The sequence below is a fragment of the Candidatus Pantoea persica genome, from assembly GCF_013753875.1.
GTDB lineage: Bacteria > Pseudomonadota > Gammaproteobacteria > Enterobacterales > Enterobacteriaceae > Pantoea > Pantoea persica.
The window spans coordinates 70,131-86,357 of the sequence record NZ_SMDS01000022.1 but is presented as its reverse complement, the minus strand read 5'-3'; the positions used below and the strand labels follow the sequence as shown (position 1 = coordinate 86,357).

10 protein-coding genes and 9 pseudogenes are annotated in these 16,227 nt (G+C 56.8%); 12 read left to right on the top strand and 7 right to left on the bottom strand.

The genetic code is table 11. The features are described 5' to 3' along the window. The first annotated feature begins 87 nt into the window (after positions 1-87). Positions 88-1,264 (top strand): annotated as a pseudogene (locus EIO60_RS15095) (glycine C-acetyltransferase). Between the two features lie 28 nt (positions 1,265-1,292). Beyond that, positions 1,293-1,688 (top strand): annotated as a pseudogene (locus EIO60_RS15090) (alcohol dehydrogenase catalytic domain-containing protein); the annotation flags it as partial. Here the strand turns inward: EIO60_RS15090 and EIO60_RS15085 are convergent. The 4 genes and pseudogenes from EIO60_RS15085 to envC all read right to left on the bottom strand — a co-directional run. After that, a pseudogene (locus EIO60_RS15085) lies at positions 1,656-2,198 on the bottom strand (hypothetical protein); the annotation flags it as partial. The pseudogenes EIO60_RS15090 and EIO60_RS15085 sit on opposite strands and share 33 nt — an antisense overlap. Next, positions 2,191-3,416: pseudogene (locus EIO60_RS15080) on the bottom strand (glycosyltransferase). The pseudogenes EIO60_RS15085 and EIO60_RS15080, both read right to left, overlap by 8 nt. Before the next feature lie 100 nt (positions 3,417-3,516). Beyond that, complete coding sequence (locus EIO60_RS15075; RefSeq protein ID WP_258577276.1) at positions 3,517-4,410, bottom strand: divergent polysaccharide deacetylase family protein; 894 nt, start codon at positions 4,408-4,410, stop codon at positions 3,517-3,519. Beyond that, positions 4,411-5,646, bottom strand: a complete 1,236-nt coding sequence (gene envC / locus EIO60_RS15070; RefSeq protein ID WP_258577275.1) for a murein hydrolase activator EnvC — start codon at positions 5,644-5,646, stop codon at positions 4,411-4,413. A gap of 260 nt (positions 5,647-5,906) precedes the next feature. Here envC and EIO60_RS15065 point away from each other — a divergent pair. The 5 genes and pseudogenes from EIO60_RS15065 to cysE all read left to right on the top strand — a co-directional run bounded on the left by EIO60_RS15065 (position 5,907) and on the right by cysE (position 9,012). Beyond that, positions 5,907-6,336: pseudogene (locus EIO60_RS15065) on the top strand (rhodanese-like domain-containing protein). A gap of 21 nt (positions 6,337-6,357) precedes the next feature. Continuing rightward, positions 6,358-6,605, top strand: a pseudogene (grxC, locus tag EIO60_RS15060) (glutaredoxin 3). 37 nt (positions 6,606-6,642) lie between these two features. Further along, on the top strand, positions 6,643-7,107 hold the full coding sequence (gene secB / locus EIO60_RS15055) for a protein-export chaperone SecB (RefSeq protein WP_258577274.1): 465 nt from the start codon (positions 6,643-6,645) through the stop codon (positions 7,105-7,107). Then, on the top strand, positions 7,107-8,123 hold the full coding sequence (gene gpsA, locus EIO60_RS15050; RefSeq protein WP_258577273.1) for an NAD(P)H-dependent glycerol-3-phosphate dehydrogenase: 1,017 nt from the start codon (positions 7,107-7,109) through the stop codon (positions 8,121-8,123). Before secB ends, gpsA begins: the two co-directional genes overlap by 1 nt. Before the next feature lie 67 nt (positions 8,124-8,190). Then, entirely contained in the window at positions 8,191-9,012 is an 822-nt protein-coding gene (cysE, locus tag EIO60_RS15045; RefSeq protein ID WP_258577272.1) for a serine O-acetyltransferase, read from the top strand. 76 nt (positions 9,013-9,088) lie between these two features. Here the strand turns inward: cysE and EIO60_RS15040 are convergent. From EIO60_RS15040 to cpxR, 3 genes and pseudogenes are all read right to left on the bottom strand, one after another. Continuing rightward, positions 9,089-9,446: pseudogene (locus EIO60_RS15040) on the bottom strand (TrmH family RNA methyltransferase). Between the two features lie 35 nt (positions 9,447-9,481). Further along, entirely contained in the window at positions 9,482-10,861 is a 1,380-nt protein-coding gene (cpxA, locus tag EIO60_RS15035) for an envelope stress sensor histidine kinase CpxA (RefSeq protein ID WP_258577271.1), read from the bottom strand. After that, positions 10,858-11,556 (bottom strand): envelope stress response regulator transcription factor CpxR, encoded by a 699-nt coding sequence (cpxR, locus tag EIO60_RS15030; RefSeq protein WP_258577270.1) that lies wholly within the window; start codon positions 11,554-11,556, stop codon positions 10,858-10,860. Before cpxR ends, cpxA begins: the two co-directional genes overlap by 4 nt. A 144-nt stretch (positions 11,557-11,700) precedes the next feature. Between cpxR and cpxP the strand changes: the two are divergent. The 5 genes and pseudogenes from cpxP to EIO60_RS15000 all read left to right on the top strand — a co-directional run bounded on the left by cpxP (position 11,701) and on the right by EIO60_RS15000 (position 16,190). Then, positions 11,701-12,210, top strand: a pseudogene (cpxP, locus tag EIO60_RS15025) (cell-envelope stress modulator CpxP). Between the two features lie 477 nt (positions 12,211-12,687). Next, positions 12,688-12,789 carry a KGG domain-containing protein gene (locus tag EIO60_RS15020; RefSeq protein WP_258577269.1) on the top strand — a complete coding sequence of 34 codons (102 nt, stop codon included), beginning with the start codon at positions 12,688-12,690 and terminating at the stop codon, positions 12,787-12,789. A gap of 206 nt (positions 12,790-12,995) precedes the next feature. Next, a pseudogene (gene fieF / locus EIO60_RS15015) lies at positions 12,996-13,885 on the top strand (CDF family cation-efflux transporter FieF). Between the two features lie 206 nt (positions 13,886-14,091). Then, positions 14,092-15,054 carry a 6-phosphofructokinase gene (pfkA, locus tag EIO60_RS15005; RefSeq protein ID WP_258577268.1) on the top strand — a complete coding sequence of 321 codons (963 nt, stop codon included), beginning with the start codon at positions 14,092-14,094 and terminating at the stop codon, positions 15,052-15,054. 146 nt (positions 15,055-15,200) lie between these two features. Further along, complete coding sequence (locus EIO60_RS15000) at positions 15,201-16,190, top strand: sulfate ABC transporter substrate-binding protein (RefSeq protein ID WP_258577267.1); 990 nt, start codon at positions 15,201-15,203, stop codon at positions 16,188-16,190. Positions 16,191-16,227 lie beyond the last annotated feature (37 nt).

Sequence of the window (16,227 nt, the reverse complement as noted above, 5' to 3'; positions counted from 1 at the left end):
ATAATTAACATTATCCTGGTCGATTTATCGTTTTTGGGCTTTTTTCAGTAATATATGCCGAATTTCTGCCATCTGAGGAGAACAATGATGCTAGCGCAATTTTATCAGCAGATCCGCCAGCAGCTTGATACGGCGCATCGCGAAGGGCTTTTTAGGCAGGAGTAAGTGATTACCTCTGCGCAGCAGACCGACATTGAGGTCGGCGAGGCGAATCACGTCATCAAATTCTGCGCCAACAACTATCTGGGGCTGGCGAATCATCCGGCGCTGATCGAGGCGGCGAAAGCGGGCATGGAGTCGCACGGCTCCGGCATGGCCTCGGTGCGCTTTATCTGCGGCACCCAGGACATTCACAAGCAGCTGGAGAACAAGCTGGCGAGCTTCCTCGGCATGGAGGATACGATCCTCTACTCCTCCTGCTTCGACGCCAACGGCGGCCTGTTCGAGACTCTGCTCAACGCCGAAGACGCCGTTATCTCCGACGCCCTGAACCACGCCTCGATTATCGACGGTGTGTGGCTGTGCAAGGCGCAGCGCTACCGTTACGCCAACAACGATATGCAGGCGCTGCGCGCCTGCCTGGTGGAAGCGCGCGAGAAAGGGGCACGCCATATCCTGATCGCCACCGACGGCGTTTTCTCAATGGACGGGGTGATCGCCAACCTGCGCGGCATCTGCGATCTGGCTGAAGAGTTCGATGCGCTGGTAATGGTGGATAACTCGCACGCGGTGGGGGTTGTCGGCGCCGCCGGGCGCGGCACGCATGAATAATGCTAGGTGATAGGCCGCGTCGACATCATCACTGGCACGCTGGGCAAGGCGCTGGGCGGCGCTTCCGGCGGCTATACCGCCGCGCGCGCCGACGTCATTGAATGGCTGCCAGCGCTCGCGCCCCTATCTCTTCTCTAATTCGCTGGCGCCCGCCATCGTCGCCGCCTCTCTTCGTGTGCTCGATCTGCTGAGCAAAGGCGACGGACTGCGCCAGCGGCTATGGGACAACACGCGCTTTTTCCGCGAAAAAATGACGGCGGCCGGCTTCCAGCTGGCGAATGCCGATCACGCCATTATTCCCGTGATGCTGGGCGAGGCGAGCGTGGCGCAAGAATTTGCCCGCCTGTTACAGTAGGAGGAAATTTACGTTACCGGCTTCTTCTATCCCGTGGTGCCGCGCGGCCAGGCGCGCATCCGCACGCAAATTTCGGCGGCGCATACCTAGTAGCAGCTGGAGCTCGCGGTGGAAGCCTTCACTCGCATCGGTCAATAGCTCGGCGTCATCGCCTGAGGAGCCATCAATGAAAGCGTTAGACAAACTTCACGCGCAGGAAGGTATCTGGATGGTGACCGATGCGACGATCCCGGAGCCGGGCCACAACGATTTGCTGATTAAAATCCGCAAAATCGCCATCTGCGGCACCGATATCCATATCTACCACTAGGATGACTGGTCGCGCAAAACCATTCCGGTGCCGATGATCGTCGGGCATGAGTACGTCGGCGAAGTGGTGGCTATCGGCCAGGAGGTGCGTGGATTCAGCATCGGCGACCGCGTCTCGGGTGAAGGGCATATCACCTGCGGCCACTGCCGCAACGCCATCGGCGTCGGCGTCAACCGCTAGGGCTGTTTTGCCGAGTATCTGGTGATCCCGGCGTTCGACGCCTTTCGCATACCCGACAAGACAGGGACGGATGCTGGGCTTGTAGTAGGCGGGGATCGCCTCGTCCGCTGCGCCCGCCAGCTTGGCAATCATTTCCCCATGGCGGAAGCTGGAGTAAAAATGCCTGTGTTTCATATTGATGTCAGGCATTTACAGCAGATTGAGATCGGAATCGTTCATCAAAATCCCATCGCCTTTCGCCTGCAGTGGCGCCTGAATTTTAATCAGCCGGCTGCGGTAAATCTGCTTGTAGGCATAGCCCTCTTCGCGCTGCGGCACGGCCAGCGTCACCACGTGCGTTTTCGCCAGCAGGTCGCCAAACGCCGCGTCAGGCTGATCGCTGACGATGACAATTTCCTGCACTGCAGTGGCGAAGCGCGCGGCAAACAGCGCGCTGAGCTTCGCTTCCTCAATGTAATCTTCCCCGGTACAGGGAATGACAATGGAAGTTACCAGGGTCTCGACCTGCACGTCGGGCCGGGAGTAGGGCAGATTATGACGTGCTCGGATATAACGGAAACGCGAATTTAAAAAGTTAAGCATTCTTGTTCCTGATAATGTTTTTTAAAACCATTTCAACGTCATGAACGTAGCTTTCAATGGTGTGTTGCTGACGAACCCGCTGTGCGGCGGCGTTCATTAAGCGCTGACGTAATGTATTGTCTTGCCAGAGCGTGCTGAGGTGTTGCGTTAGCTGTGAAATATTGCCGTAGTCGAACAACAGCCCGGTTTCGTTATGGCTAATCAATTCTTCTGTGCCAACGACACGAGAGCCAATCACCACCGTATTGACCAGCATCACCTCCAGTACTACGCGGGGTAAACCTTCACTGCGCGAAGCCAGAATAAAAACGTCGAAAGCGGCAAGGTAATCCATGGCGTTATTTTGAAAACCGGTAAAGATAACCCGGTCCAGAATGTTTAACCTGGCCGCCTGTTGACGCAGCGCTCCGGCTTCTGGCCCATTGCCGACTACAATAATTTTCCAGTGCGCCTCAGGGTGATCCTGTCTAAAACGTCTTAGCGCCTGAAAAACGTGGTGATTCGATTTGCGCAAAATAAGGGAGCCAATAGTGCCGAAAATAAAGGTTTCCGGCGCCAGATTCAAACGCTGGCGTACGGCGTAGCGATCGGGCAACGGCTGATGAATATCAATGGCATTGGAAACGGTGTAACAGCGTCCGGGCGTAATGCCGCTGGCACGCAGCGTATTCGCAACGCCGCGCGAAACGGCGATCACGGCGTCGCAGTCACGATTCACCATCTGCGCCAGCCGGCTATTCATCAGAGGATCGATACGGCAGTGCTGCACCACAGCTACGTTAAGGCCACGCGCTGCGGCATAGCCCTCAATGTTGGTACTGGGTTGGTTATTCATAGAGAGTATCGAAGTCGCCTTGCTGCAATATCGTACGCAGCTGACGGGTATTCGGCAGCACACGCCAGCACGGGTCGATAATATCGATGGCACGTTTTTTCAGGCGGCGGTTGAAAAAAAACAAGGTTCGCGCGGCTTCCTTGGCAAGTTTTGCCCAGTTCGGCTGTTTTCTCTGCACGATAAAGATGACGAGAATATTAATTGATTTCAGAACAGACTCAATGGATTCGCCATTGCCGCGCGTATAGTTATGGTAAAAACAGCAGGTAATTTCAAACGCTTCGCGATCGATGCGTTTGAGCAGTTCCAACAATGCTATTGGTTCCGCCACCCCACTCCCTGCCGTTATCCAGCAGCAATATTTTCTGTTTTGCCATCACCATCCGTTTCGAAATCTTCATATGCGGTCTGCGCTGTTCGCACCGGATTATAGTGATTTCCGTTCAGAAATGAATGTTAGCCGGTTAAGCCAGCGAGAAGCCTTCAAAAAAGCTGATTGAAAGTACGCAGAATAATGCCTTGATTCGCGCTCTCCCACACTACCTCAAGTGCTTTCGTCGCCGGAACCGGCGGCTGTTGTCCTTTACACACGCCTGGCGGCTGGAAGCGCGGCTTCTGCGGCTGCGGTTTTGCCGACGGCGCCGCGCCGCTCAGCGGCTCATGTAGCAGCTGGCTCGGACGCACCAGCGCAATGTCCGGCGGCAGGGTCGGCAGCATCTGCTGCAGCACGCGCACCGTATTCGGATGTGGATGGCCGATGGCGATGGCATAACCGTCGCGCTGCGCCAGCTTCACCGCGCGCGAGAACTGCTGGCGCACGGCGTTAATCTCCTGGCTGTCATCCAGAAAGACACGGCGCTTCAGCACCTTCACCGGCGTGCCCTGCGCGGCCTGAACCGACTGGCTGTTGCCGATGGTCATGCTGTCGAGAAAGTAGAAGTTGTACGGGCTGAGCGCCTGCATCACCTTTTGCATGCCGGGCAGGCTGGAGGTCATTTTGCTGCCCATATGATTATTCAGCCCGACGGCGTAAGGCACGTTGTTCACCGTGCTGCGCAGGATGCGCGCGATCTCCTCGCGGCTCATCTCCGGCGTCAGAGTGTCTTTCTCCAGCGACTGCTTGCTGAGCGGCGCCATCGGCAGATGAATCAACACCTCATGGCCGCTCTGGTGCGCCTTTATCGCCATCTGGCGCGCGCCAGGCGCGTTGGGCAACACCGCGACGGAGATCGCGGCGGGCATTTGCAATACCTTGTCCTCTTCAGCGGGACGATAGCCGAAGTCGTCGATAACGATGGCGAGCTTGCCCGCATGGGCAGCGCAGCTGAGCAACAGGCCGCCGATAGCGTTGGCGAGATGGCGACGTTGAAAAAACACTTATCTTCCTAACCACGGGAGTGGATTAGCGGCCTGTCCCTGACGTCGGATTCCAAAATAGAGCGATGGCGTTCTGCGCCCACTGCTGGTGCCCACCAGTGCGATAGGCTGTCCTGCCTTCACCTGGGCACCGATGCTCACCAGCGCACTCTGGTTATAGCCGTACAGGCTCATATCGCCTTTGCCGTGCTCCAGCACTACCACGAGGCCGTAGCCCTGCAGCCAGTCCGCCATCAGCACGCAGCCGTCGGCGATCGCCTTGATTTCGGCGCCTTCCGGCGCGTCAATCACCAGCCCTTTCCAGCGCAGTTCGCCCTGTAGCTGTTCGCCAAAGCGGTGCTCGATACGGCCGCGCACCGGCCACAGCGCCTGTCCGCCTGCGCGGCCGAGGCCGCCGGTGTGCGCCACCAGTTCGCGTTCGCTCTGCGTCGGCTGGTAGGTGGAGCCTTTGGCTTTCGCCTGCGCCTGGCGCTGTCGAACCCGTTCGACTTCGCGCGCTGCACGCTCGTGCGCTTCGCGTTCCACCCGGGCGATTTTGTCCTGCAGGCGACCTTCGTTTTGGCGCATCTCCACCAGGTCGGCCTGATCTTTTTCCAGCGCGCTTTCCAGTGCGATCAGGTTTTTTTTCCGCGATGCGCTTGCGTGCTGCAGCTTCTCCTGCTGCTGTTTCTGCACCAGCGACGCTTTTTGTTCGCCGAGCGTCTGACGCGTTTTTTGCAGCGCATCGATGCTCTGCTGACGCGCGTCGTTGAGGTGTCCGAAGTAGGCGAGAATGCGTTCGCTACGCTGGCTCTCTTCACCGCAGAGCAACAGCTGCACACTGCTGTGCTGGCCCTGGCGGAAGGCGGCGTCCAGCTGCTGCGCCTGCTGCTTTTCAAGCCGCGCGATAGAGGCGGTAAGCTGGGTGATTTCGCCGTTAAGGGCATTCAGGCTGTTGCGGGATTTGCGTAGCTGGCGGCTCGCCTGGGCGATCACCTTTTCCTGGCTTTGCAGCTGATCGAGCAGCTTGCTGCACACAAGCTTTTGCGCCTTGACGCTTTTCTCTTTCTCGGCGATGTCCTGCTGAATGGATTTGAGCTGTGTCTTGCTGTCGTCGGCGCTGCGCGCGGCAGCAGGCAACAACAGCATGCCCGCGCAAAGCAGGCTGAAGGAGAGAACGGACAGGCGTGCAGGCAACGGAAGTTTTGTTCCGTTGTGACGGGTCCTTGTGGCTAAAACAGTCGCTTTTCCCTTCATAGGCCAGTGATTATTCCACGATGAACAGCCGCTTACCAGCGCCACGCCGCGGCTTTTCCTTTTCAGAAGATGTCCGCTCTTAATTCTTATCTTGATCTCGCGTAAGGGTTGCGCCAGTTTTACGATACGGCCACTTTTTTGGAAAATGACGCACAAATCGTAACTCTGGCTGCTTAGCGTCTGTACATGAGAAGTGGCGCAGGTATACTCAGAACCCTTGTTTTTAGCTTAATTAGCCCGGTCTGGAGTCGTTACCCCTCATGCAAGAAATTATGCAGTTTGCAAGCAATCACACCATCCTCAGTCTGGCATGGGGCTTTTTACTGGTTTTGGTGATTGTTACCACTTTTAAAGGAATGTTTTCTAGGTGAACGTTATCAGCCGCGACGAAGCGACCCGCCTGATTAACAAAGAAGAGGCTGTAGTGGTAGACGTGCGGTCGCGTGACGATTACCGTAAAGGACATATCTCGGGCGCGCTGAACGTAGCGACGGACGGCATCAAAAAAGCAGCTTCGGCGAGCTGGAAAAGCATAAAGCTCAGCCCATAATTGTGGTGTGCGCGACCGGCCAGAGCGCGGGCGAATCGGCGGAAAAAATGAGCGCCACGGGCTTTAACCAGGTGAGCATGCTGAAAGATGGCGTCAGCGGCTGGAGCGGAGACAACCTCCCGCTGGTGCGCGGCAAATAACTTTTTACTGAGGAACGCGACATGGCCAACGTTGAGATTTACACCAAGGCGACCTGTCCTTTCTGCCAGCGGGCGAAGGCGCTGCTAAGTCAAAAAGGCATCGCGTTTCAGGAGATCCCCATCGACGGCGATGCGGCGAAACGCGAAGAGATGATCAAACGCAGCGGCCGCACCACCGCTCCTCAGATTTTCATCGATGCGCAGCGCGCAGCGACGACCTTTATGCGCTGGATACGCGTGAAGGATTAGACCCGTTGCTGCAGGCGTAAACGGCGCAGGATTTTTCAACTCACAGGGCTTAGTCAGATGTCAGAACATAACACCAACGAAATGCAATTCCAGATTCAACGCGTTTACACCAAAGACGTCTCTTTCGAAGCGCCAAACGCGCCGCAGGTTTTCCAGAAAGAGTGGCAGCCGGAAGTGAAGCTGGATCTGGATACCGCGTCATCGCAGCTGGCTGACGAAGTGTATGAAGTGGTGCTGCGCGTGACCGTGACCGCCAGCGTCGGCGAAGAAACCGCATTCCTGTGCGAAGTTCAGCAGGCGGGCATTTTCAACATCAGTGGCATCGAAGGCACGCAGATGGCGCACTGCCTGGGCGCCCACTGCCCGAACATCCTGTTCCCGTATGCGCGCGAATGCATCACCAGCCTGGTGTCTCGCGGCACCTTCCCGCAGCTTAACTTGGCGCCGGTAAACTTCGACGCGCTGTTCATGAACTATCTGCAGCAGCAAGGCGAAGGTGCCGAATCACATCGGGATGTCTGATGTCTACACACGCTTCGATTAGCGTCATCGGTGCCGGCTCGTACGGCACCGCTCTGGCGATTACCCTGGCGCGCAACGGCAATCCCGTGCTGCTGTGGGGCCACAATCCCGCGTACCTCTCGCAGCTGCAGGCCGAGCGCTGCAACAGCGCTTTTCTTCCCGACGTCCCTTTCCCCGATAACCTTGCGCTTGAACCCGATATTGGCAACGTCATTGCGGCCAGCCGCGATCTGCTGGTGGTGGTGCCGAGCCATGTCTTTGGTGAGGTGCTGGCCCAGATTAAGCCACATCTGCGCGCGGAGTCGCGCATCGTGTGGGCGACCAAGGGACTGGAGCGAGAAACCGGGCGGCTGCTGCAGGATGTCGCGCGCGATATCTTCGGCGAGACGATTCCGCTCGCGGTTATCTCCGGCCCGACCTTCGCCAAAGAGCTGGCAGCGGGACTGCCGACGGCCATCGCGCTGGCGGCCACCGATGCCACCTTCGCCGAGGATCTGCAACAGAAGCTGCACTGTGGCAAAAGCTTCCGCGTCTATAACAATCCCGACTTTACCGGCGTCCAGCTTGGCGGCGCGGTGAAAAACGTGATTGCCATCGGCGCCGGCATTTCCGACGGCATCGGCTTCGGCGCCAACGCGCGCACGGCGCTGATCACCCGCGGTCTGGCGGAGATGAGCCGGCTAGGCGCGGCGCTGGGTGCCGATCCTACGACCTTTATGGGCATGGCCGGATTAGGCGACTTGGTGCTGACCTGTACCGATAATCAGTCGCGCAACCGCCGCTTTGGCCTGATGCTGGGTCAGGGCGACACGGTCGACAACGCGCAGCGCATTATCGGACAAATTGTAGAAGGCTATAAAAATACTAAAGAAGTCAAAGTATTAGCTGAGCGAGTCGGCGTGGAAATGCCGATAACCGAGCAAATCTATCAGGTGCTCTATTGCGGAAAACCGGCGCGAGAGGCAGCATTGAGCCTGTTAGGCCGTGCAAGGAAGGACGAAAACAGCACAAGCTGATGCGGGATGCACAGCGTCGTCACCTGTAGCGCCATTCAGGCGCTTTTTTTATCGGGAGAAAAAGGCAATGTCGTCTGATGAATTAGAACTGGTCTGGAACAACATCAAAGCGGAAGCGCGCGCGCTGGCCGATTGCGAGCCGATGCTGGCCAGCTTTTATCATGCGACCCTGCTCAAACATGAGAACCTCGGCAGCGCCCTGAGCTATATGCTGGCGAACAAGCTCTCGAATCCCATTATGCCCGCTATCGCCATTCGCGAAATCGTCGAAGAAGCCTATTGTCAGGATCTCTCGATGATCGCCTCGGCGGCGCACGATATTCAGGCGGTGCGCCAGCGCGACCCGGCAGTCGATAAGTACTCGACGCCGCTGCTCTATCTGAAAGGCTTTCATGCGCTGCAGGCGTACCGCATCGGCCACTGGCTGTGGAACGAAGGGCGTCGCGCGCTGGCGGTCTATCTACAAAACGAAATTTCCGTCTCGTTCGCCGTCGATATCCATCCGGCGGCGCGCATCGGTCACGGCATTATGCTCGATCACGCTACCGGCATCGTAATCGGCGAAACGGCGGTGGTGGAGAACGACGTCTCTATTCTGCAGGCGGTCACCCTTGGCGGGACCGGCAAAACCAGCGGCGATCGCCACCCGAAAATCCGCGAAGGGGTGATGATCGGTGCCGGCGCGAAAATTCTCGGCAATATCGAAGTAGGGCGCGGCGCGAAGATCGGCGCCGGCTCCGTGGTGTTGCAGCCGGTGCCGTCGCACACCACCGCGGCGGGCGTCCCGGCGCGCATCGTCGGTAAGCCGGCCAGCGACAAACCCTCGATGGATATGGATCAGCACTTCAACGGCACCGTGCCGGGCTTTGAGTTCGGCGACGGTATCTGAGTCGCCGCTGGCAGAAAAGCCCCCCTGTTAAGCCTGGCGCGCTTTAGCCCCGCGCGCCCGCATAGTTGAGCTGGCGCTAGGCTTCATACACCACCACCGATACCGCATTGGGCAGGCTAATGCTGCGGCTTTCCGGGCCAAACAGCAGGTAGTCGCCCGCCTGATAGCTCGCCGCGCTATGCGCCAGCGTGCCCTTGGTGGTGAGGGCGAACAGCCGCTGCTGCTCGGCTGCGCAGAAACGCTGCGTAGCCCTCATGCTTTTTAATGGAGGTGAATTCGTGATAGTCGAGGCCGGCGCGGCGTAGCCGCTTGTCGTCCCAGACGAAGCCGAGCGGCTCAATCAGATACAGCTGAAAGCCTGTATTGGCACAGAGACGAATGATATTGCCGGTGTTCGGCGGAATTTCTGGTTCAAATAAGACGATGTTAAGCATAAGGCCCTCGATAGCACGGGCCGAAGCATAACAAATTATTGTCGGGCGGAGGAGTAAAGCGGCAGCCAGAGCGTCAGGCGCAGGCCGCCAAGCGGGCTGTCATCGGCCTTCACCCAGCCGCGATGCTGCTGAATTGCGGTTTCGACAATCGCCAAGCCCTGTCCGGTGCCGCCAGATTCGCGATTGCGCGCCTCATCGGTGCGGTAGAAGGGACGGAAAATCTGCTCGCGATCTTCCGGGCTGACGCCGGGGCCGTCGTCATCCACGTGCACCGTAATGCCACTGATATCAACCGAGAAGCTGACGCTGATATGCGTATGCGAGTAGCGCAGCGCGTTACGCACAATGTTCTCCAGCGCGCTCTCCAGCGTATGGGGGGTGCCATAGAGCGGCCACGGGCCGGGCGGATAGGGCACATCCAGCTGTTTACCCATCTGCTCGGCTTCAAATTTGGCATCCTCCAGCACGCCGCTCCACAGCTGGTTCGCCTTCATCGTCTCGCTGACCAGCGCGTTCTTGTGCTGGGTGCGCGACAGCACCAGCAGATCGTTGATCATGCCGTCCAGACGCTGCGCCTCTGTTTCGATGCGCTCCAGCTCTTTGCCTTCGCCCTGGCGACGACGCAGTAGCGCGGTGGCGAGCTGCAGGCGCGTCAACGGCGTGCGCAGCTCATGGCTGATATCGGACAGCAGGCGCTGTTGCGACGTCATCATGCGCTCGAGCGCGCTGACCATCTGATTGAAGCTCGAGCCGGCGGCCAGAAACTCCTGCGGGCCAGACTCCAGTTCCGGATGCTGACGCAGGTTGCCGCTGGCGACCTCATCCGCCGCATATTTCAGCTTGCGCGCTGGACGCGCCAGGCTCCAGGCAAGCCACAGCAGCAGCGGCGAGCTGATCAGCATGGTAACGATCAGCAGCAGCAGCGGGCGGTCGAACAGCAGATTGACGAAATCGAGCTGCGAGCTGGTGGCCGAGCGGATCAGATAGAGCTGGTAGTTGTCTTCGCCGTCGCGCACGGCAAACGGCCCGACCATCTCAATGCGGCCATACTTCTTTTTCTGCGGATGATCGGCGTTGTCAGACTGGCCGATAAAGTTACGGATCACTTGCATTTCGTTGTGCTGCGCGCCGATCACCCGTCCCTCGCTGGTGACCAGCAGCAGGCGTTGGCCGGGCGGCGCCCACTTGTCGATGGCGCGAAACAGCCGGCGCCACCACATCAGGTCGTTGGGCGGATCCTGCGACAGCTCAGCTTCTACATGTTGCTCAATCATGGTGCCCTGACGCTGCTCACTGTCGAGCAGCGAGGTCATCTGGCGAGAATCAAGTTTGGGCACCATCAATACCAGCATCAACACTAGCGCCAGGGTTAACCAGAAGATGGCGAAGATGCGGGTCGTCAGGCTGCCTATCATGACGCCGAAACCATCAGATAGCCGCGTCCGCGCAGGGTTTTAAACCAGGGATGGCCATCGCGGCGCTCAGGCAGCTTGCGGCGCAGATTAGAAATATGCATGTCGATGGCGCGGTCGAACGGAGTCAGACGCTTGCCCAGCACTTCCTGACTGAGATGTTCGCGCGACACCACCTGACCGAGGTGCTGTGCCAGCAGATAGAGCAGGGTGAACTCCGTGCCGGTTAAATCCAGCGTTTGGCTGTCGAAGCTCGCTTCCTGGCGGCTAGGGTTAAGACGCAGGCAGTCCACTTCCAGCGTGGGCGAACTGTTGTCGTGCTGCTGCTGCTGTTTGCTCCAACTCGAGCGACGCAGAATAGCGCGGATACGCGCCACCAGTTCGCGATCGTTGAAGGGCTTAGGCAAATAGTCGTCGGCGCCCAGTTCCAGCCCCAGAACTCGATCCAGCTCGCTGCCGCGCGCGGTCAACATGATGACCGGCGTCTGATGCTGCTGGCGCAGCTCTTTTAGTGTGTCGATGCCGTTCTTTTTCGGCATCATTACGTCAAGTAAAAGAAGATTGATAGAGTTATCCAGCAGGCTAAGCGCCTGCTCGCCATCGCTGGCGACGACCACTTCAAACCCTTCCATTTCCAATAGTTCTTTAAGCAGCGAAGTCAATTCGCGGTCATCGTCAACCAACAGGATTTTATTCATTTTTTATTGCCCTCCGCAGGCAAAATACCGTGTTCCTGACTTGTCAATCTAACGCTTTACGTAGTTTTACACCCCCTGACGGATGTTTGCAGCTATCGCCGTACACTGGCTCTTGTTGAATCGCAAAAAAAACTGGAGTAAACGATGCGCACAGTAACCGCCGTCGTCCTTGCCCTCAGCAATGGTTCTCAATCACGAATCACGCCAGCGCAGAAGCAGCAGACACGACGGCGATTGACGAGATGCATCATGGCGGATTGACGACAGGCAGTATGACGCAAAATCCGCAAAGCCACATGTTCGACGGTATTGCACTGACGGAAGAGCAACGTCAGCAGATGCGAGACCTCATGCAGCAGGTGCGCCATGAACGTTCTCCTGTCAGCATCTACGATATCGAAAGTATGCACGGCTTGATTACGGTTTAACGAAGCGGCTATCCGCGCACAGGCTGAAAAAGTCGCCCAAGCGCAGGTCGAACAGCATGTCGAGATGGCGCGCGTTCGTAACCAGATGTACCACTTGCTAACGCCCGCCCAGCAAGCGACTTTGCAAAAGAATTATGAGCGGCGTCTCAGTGAGTTACACAAGCTCTCAAATTTGCAGCCTACTTCATCGCTGCAAGCGGTGAATCATACCAGCAGTAACCAGTAACACAGCATCCCCGTCTTCCCCGCCATGATGGCGGGTTTTTTTGCCTGTTGTGCGCGCAGGCCTTTCATACCCGTCCGCCGCGTCCGTTATCCGCCGGACAGTAACACTTTATTTATAAAGGGTACTAACTCCTTAATACCTAAAATAATTGGCCAAATAAATACTATTTTCGCCTCGTTTATTTTAAATGCTGCTCATTTATATCAGTGTATTATATATTCAAGCGCAGCTGCGTTAAATAAATAAAGCGAAACGCTGAAGTGTTTAAATATATGATAATAAGCAATAAAATTTTAAGATACACATAAAATTACATTTATATCAATATGTTAAATGAAATGTGAGTTTCTTGTGTTCTTTCGTTTTGCTTCTAAACTTAATCCTGTCGCAGAAAGGAAGGCGCACATCCCAGGAATATTAAAGGAGTGCAGTAACCACATTACGTAAATCAACCTGAATATATTAACGGAGTAAGTTATGGCAGAACATCGTGGTGGTTCAGACAATCTGCAGAAAGCATCTGAAGCTAGCAAAAAAGGCGGTCAGAACAGCCACGGCGGTGGCCGCAGCTCATCCTGATTGTCGAGCTAAGCTGTAAGTGTGCGTTTCCCTGAGGGGAAACTATACCCCGTCCTCATTGAGGGCGGGGAGTGTTTTTTCTCCCCGCCTGTTTCTCTCTTTCCCGGTTGATGACGCAAGGTTCATGCGCAGCGACAATCTGGATGTTAAACTTTAACCATCTTTTTGTTTCGAATGCATGTCGGCATTGGCTTAGGGAGCGCACTATGCAAGCCAACTATGCTCGTCTGGTCAAATGCGCCGCATTGGCGGCGACGCTGCTGGCGACTAGCCTGCTTATCGTAAAAATTTTTGCCTGGTGGTACACCGGCTCTGTCAGCCTGCTGGCGGGTCTTGTGGACTCGCTGGTCGATATTGCCGCCTCGCTGACCAATCTACTGGGGGTGAGCTATGCGCTACAGCCCGCTGACGCCGATCACACCTTCGGCCAAGATAAAGCGGAATCGCTCGCCGCGCTGGCGCAAGGCATGTTTATCTCCGGCTCCGTCCGCGCTGTTTCTCTTTCTTACCGGCATCCAGCATATCGCCTCGTCCGGCAGATAGGCGTGATCGTAACCGTGGTAGCGCTCTGCTCGACACTGCTGCTGGTGGCTTTTCAGCACTGGGTGATGCGAAAAACCCGCAGCTAGGCGATTCACGCCGATATGCTGCACTATCAGTCAGACGTGGTGATGAACGGCGCTATCCTGATCGCGCTGGCGCTGAGCTGCTACGGCTTCAGGCGGGCGGACGCCCTGTTTGCCTTAGGCATTGGCGCCTTTATCTTATACAGTGCGCTGCGCATGGGCTATGAGGCGGTCCAGTCGCTTCTGGATCGCGCGCTGCTGGACGAGGAGCGCCAGATCATTCTGGCCATCGCCTGAACTGGCCCGGCATAGAGGGCGTACACGATCTCCGCACCTGCCAGTCCGGCCCGACGAAATTTATTCAGCTGCATCTGGAGCTGGACGACGATTTGCCGCTGGTGCAGGCGCATCACGTGGCGGATCAGGTCGAAAAAGCGCTGGAAGGGCGCTTTCCCTGTTCGGACGTGATTATTCATCAGGATCCCTGCTCTGTAGGGCCATTGGAGCAGCAAAACTCGCCCGGCTTTTAACCGGAATGAATCATTTTCATATATTTAAAATGACTAAGCGCTAACATTCCTGCAAAAAATTTAGTGAAAACTTGTCTGACCTGAATCAATTCAGCAGCAAGCCTTTGATATACTATCTGCCATCACGGGTCGCGCATGACGTCTACCCCCTTAGTGGCACACGACAGGCAGGATTAACTTTTCGTTTTAACAATCCAGAGGTTGTCATGATCAAAAAAATTGGTGTATTGACCAGCGGCGGTGACGCCCCAGGCATGAACGCAGCCATTCGCGGTGTTGTGCGGTCAGCGCTGGGCGAAGGACTGGAAGTTTTTGGGATCTATGACGGCTATCAGGGTCTGTATGAAGATCGCATGATCAATCTCGACCGCTACAGCGTATCGGATATGATCAACCGCGGCGGCACCTTCCTCGGCTCGGCGCGCTTTCCGGAATTCCGCAACGATGAGACGCGTCAGGTCGCCATTAAAAACATGAAAAAGCGCGGCATCGACGCGCTGGTGGTCATTGGCGGCGACGGTTCCTATATGGGCGCAAAACGCCTGACGGAGATGGGGTTCCCCTGCATCGGCCTGCCGGGCACCATCGATAACGACGTAGCGGGCACCGACTACACCATCGGCTACTTTACCGCGCTGGAAACCGTGGTCGAAGCGATTGACCGCCTGCGCGATACTTCCTCATCGCATCAGCGCATCTCCATTGTCGAAGTGATGGGGCGCTACTGCGGCGATCTGACGCTGGCGGCGACAATCGCTGGCGGCTGTGAATTTATCGTGCTGCCGGAAATCCCCTACACCCGCGAAGAGCTGGTGTCGGAAATCAAAGCCGGCATCGCCAAAGGCAAAAAGCACGCTATCGTGGCGATTACCGAGCACATTTGTGATATCGACGATCTGGCGAAATATATCGAGGCGGAAACCAAACGCGAAACGCGCGCCACGGTGCTTGGTCACATTCAGCGCGGCGGCGCGCCTTGCGCCTACGACCGCATCCTGGCCTCACGTATGGGCGCCTATGCGATTGAGCTGCTGCTGCAGGGCTACGGCGGTCGCTGCGTCGGTATCCAAAACGAGAAGATGGTGCACCATGACATCATCGACGCCATTGAAAATATGAAGCGTCCGTTTAAACGCGACTGGCTGGAAACTGCGAAAAAACTCTACTGATCGACAGCTAAAGGGCGCGCTATTTGAGCGCGCCCTTGCTTTCGCTATTGTTATTTCACTCTGTTATAACTACTTATTTTTAATTCTTTTAGCTCTAAAATGGTTTATGTCACCCTACCGGCATAACGACATTGGGAGCGCGCATAATGAACAAGTGGAGTATTGGACTTACCCTTCTGCTGGCTTCCGCCAGCGTTCTGGCAAAAGATTATCAGCTGTTGAACGTCTCTTACGATCCTACGCGCGAGCTGTATGAGCAGTACAACAAAGCTTTCGCGGCGCACTATAAGCAGGAAACCGGCGACAACGTGGTGGTGCGCCAGTCGCACGGCGGCTCCGGCAAGCAGGCCACTTCAGTTATCAACGGCATTCGCGCCGATGTCGTGACGCTGGCGCTGCAGTCGGATGTCGACGCCATTGCCGAGCGCGGCCGCATCGATAAAAACTGGCTCAAGCGTCTGCCAGACAACTCTACACCCTATACTTCCACCATCGTCTTCCTGGTGCGCAAGGGCAATCCCAAAAACATTTATGACTGGCCCGATCTCATCAAGCCTGGTGTCTCAGTGATCACACCAAATCCGAAAACCTCCGGCGGCGCGCGCTGGAACTATCTGGCCGCATGGGGCTGGGCGCTGGATCAAAACAACGGCGACCAGGCGAAAGCGCAGGCCTACGTCAAGGCGCTGTTTAAAAACGTCGAAGTGCAGGACTCCGGCGCGCGCGGCGCAACCAATACCTTCGTGGAGCGCGGCATCGGTGACGTGCTGATCGCCTGGGAAAACGAAGCCTATCTGGTGGTCGATAAGCTGGGCAAAGACAAGTCCGATATCGTGACGCCGAGCGAATCGATCCTTGCTGAGCCGACCGTCTCCGTTGTGGATAAGGTGGTAGATGCGCAGGACACGCGTAAGGTGGCGGAAGCCTACCTGAAGTATCTCTACTCGCCGGAGGGCCAGACCATCGCGGGGCAGAACTTCTATCGTCCGCGCGATGCGGAAGTGGCGAAGAAATTTGCCAGCACCTTCGCGCCGGTGAAGCTGTTCACCATCGACAATAAGTTTGGCGGTTGGACGCAGGCGCAGAAAACGCACTTTGCGGATGGCGGCACTTACGATCAGGTGATGAAGCCGTAACCGCGCCAGCGCAGTCATCTCGGCCAGCCCGCACGCT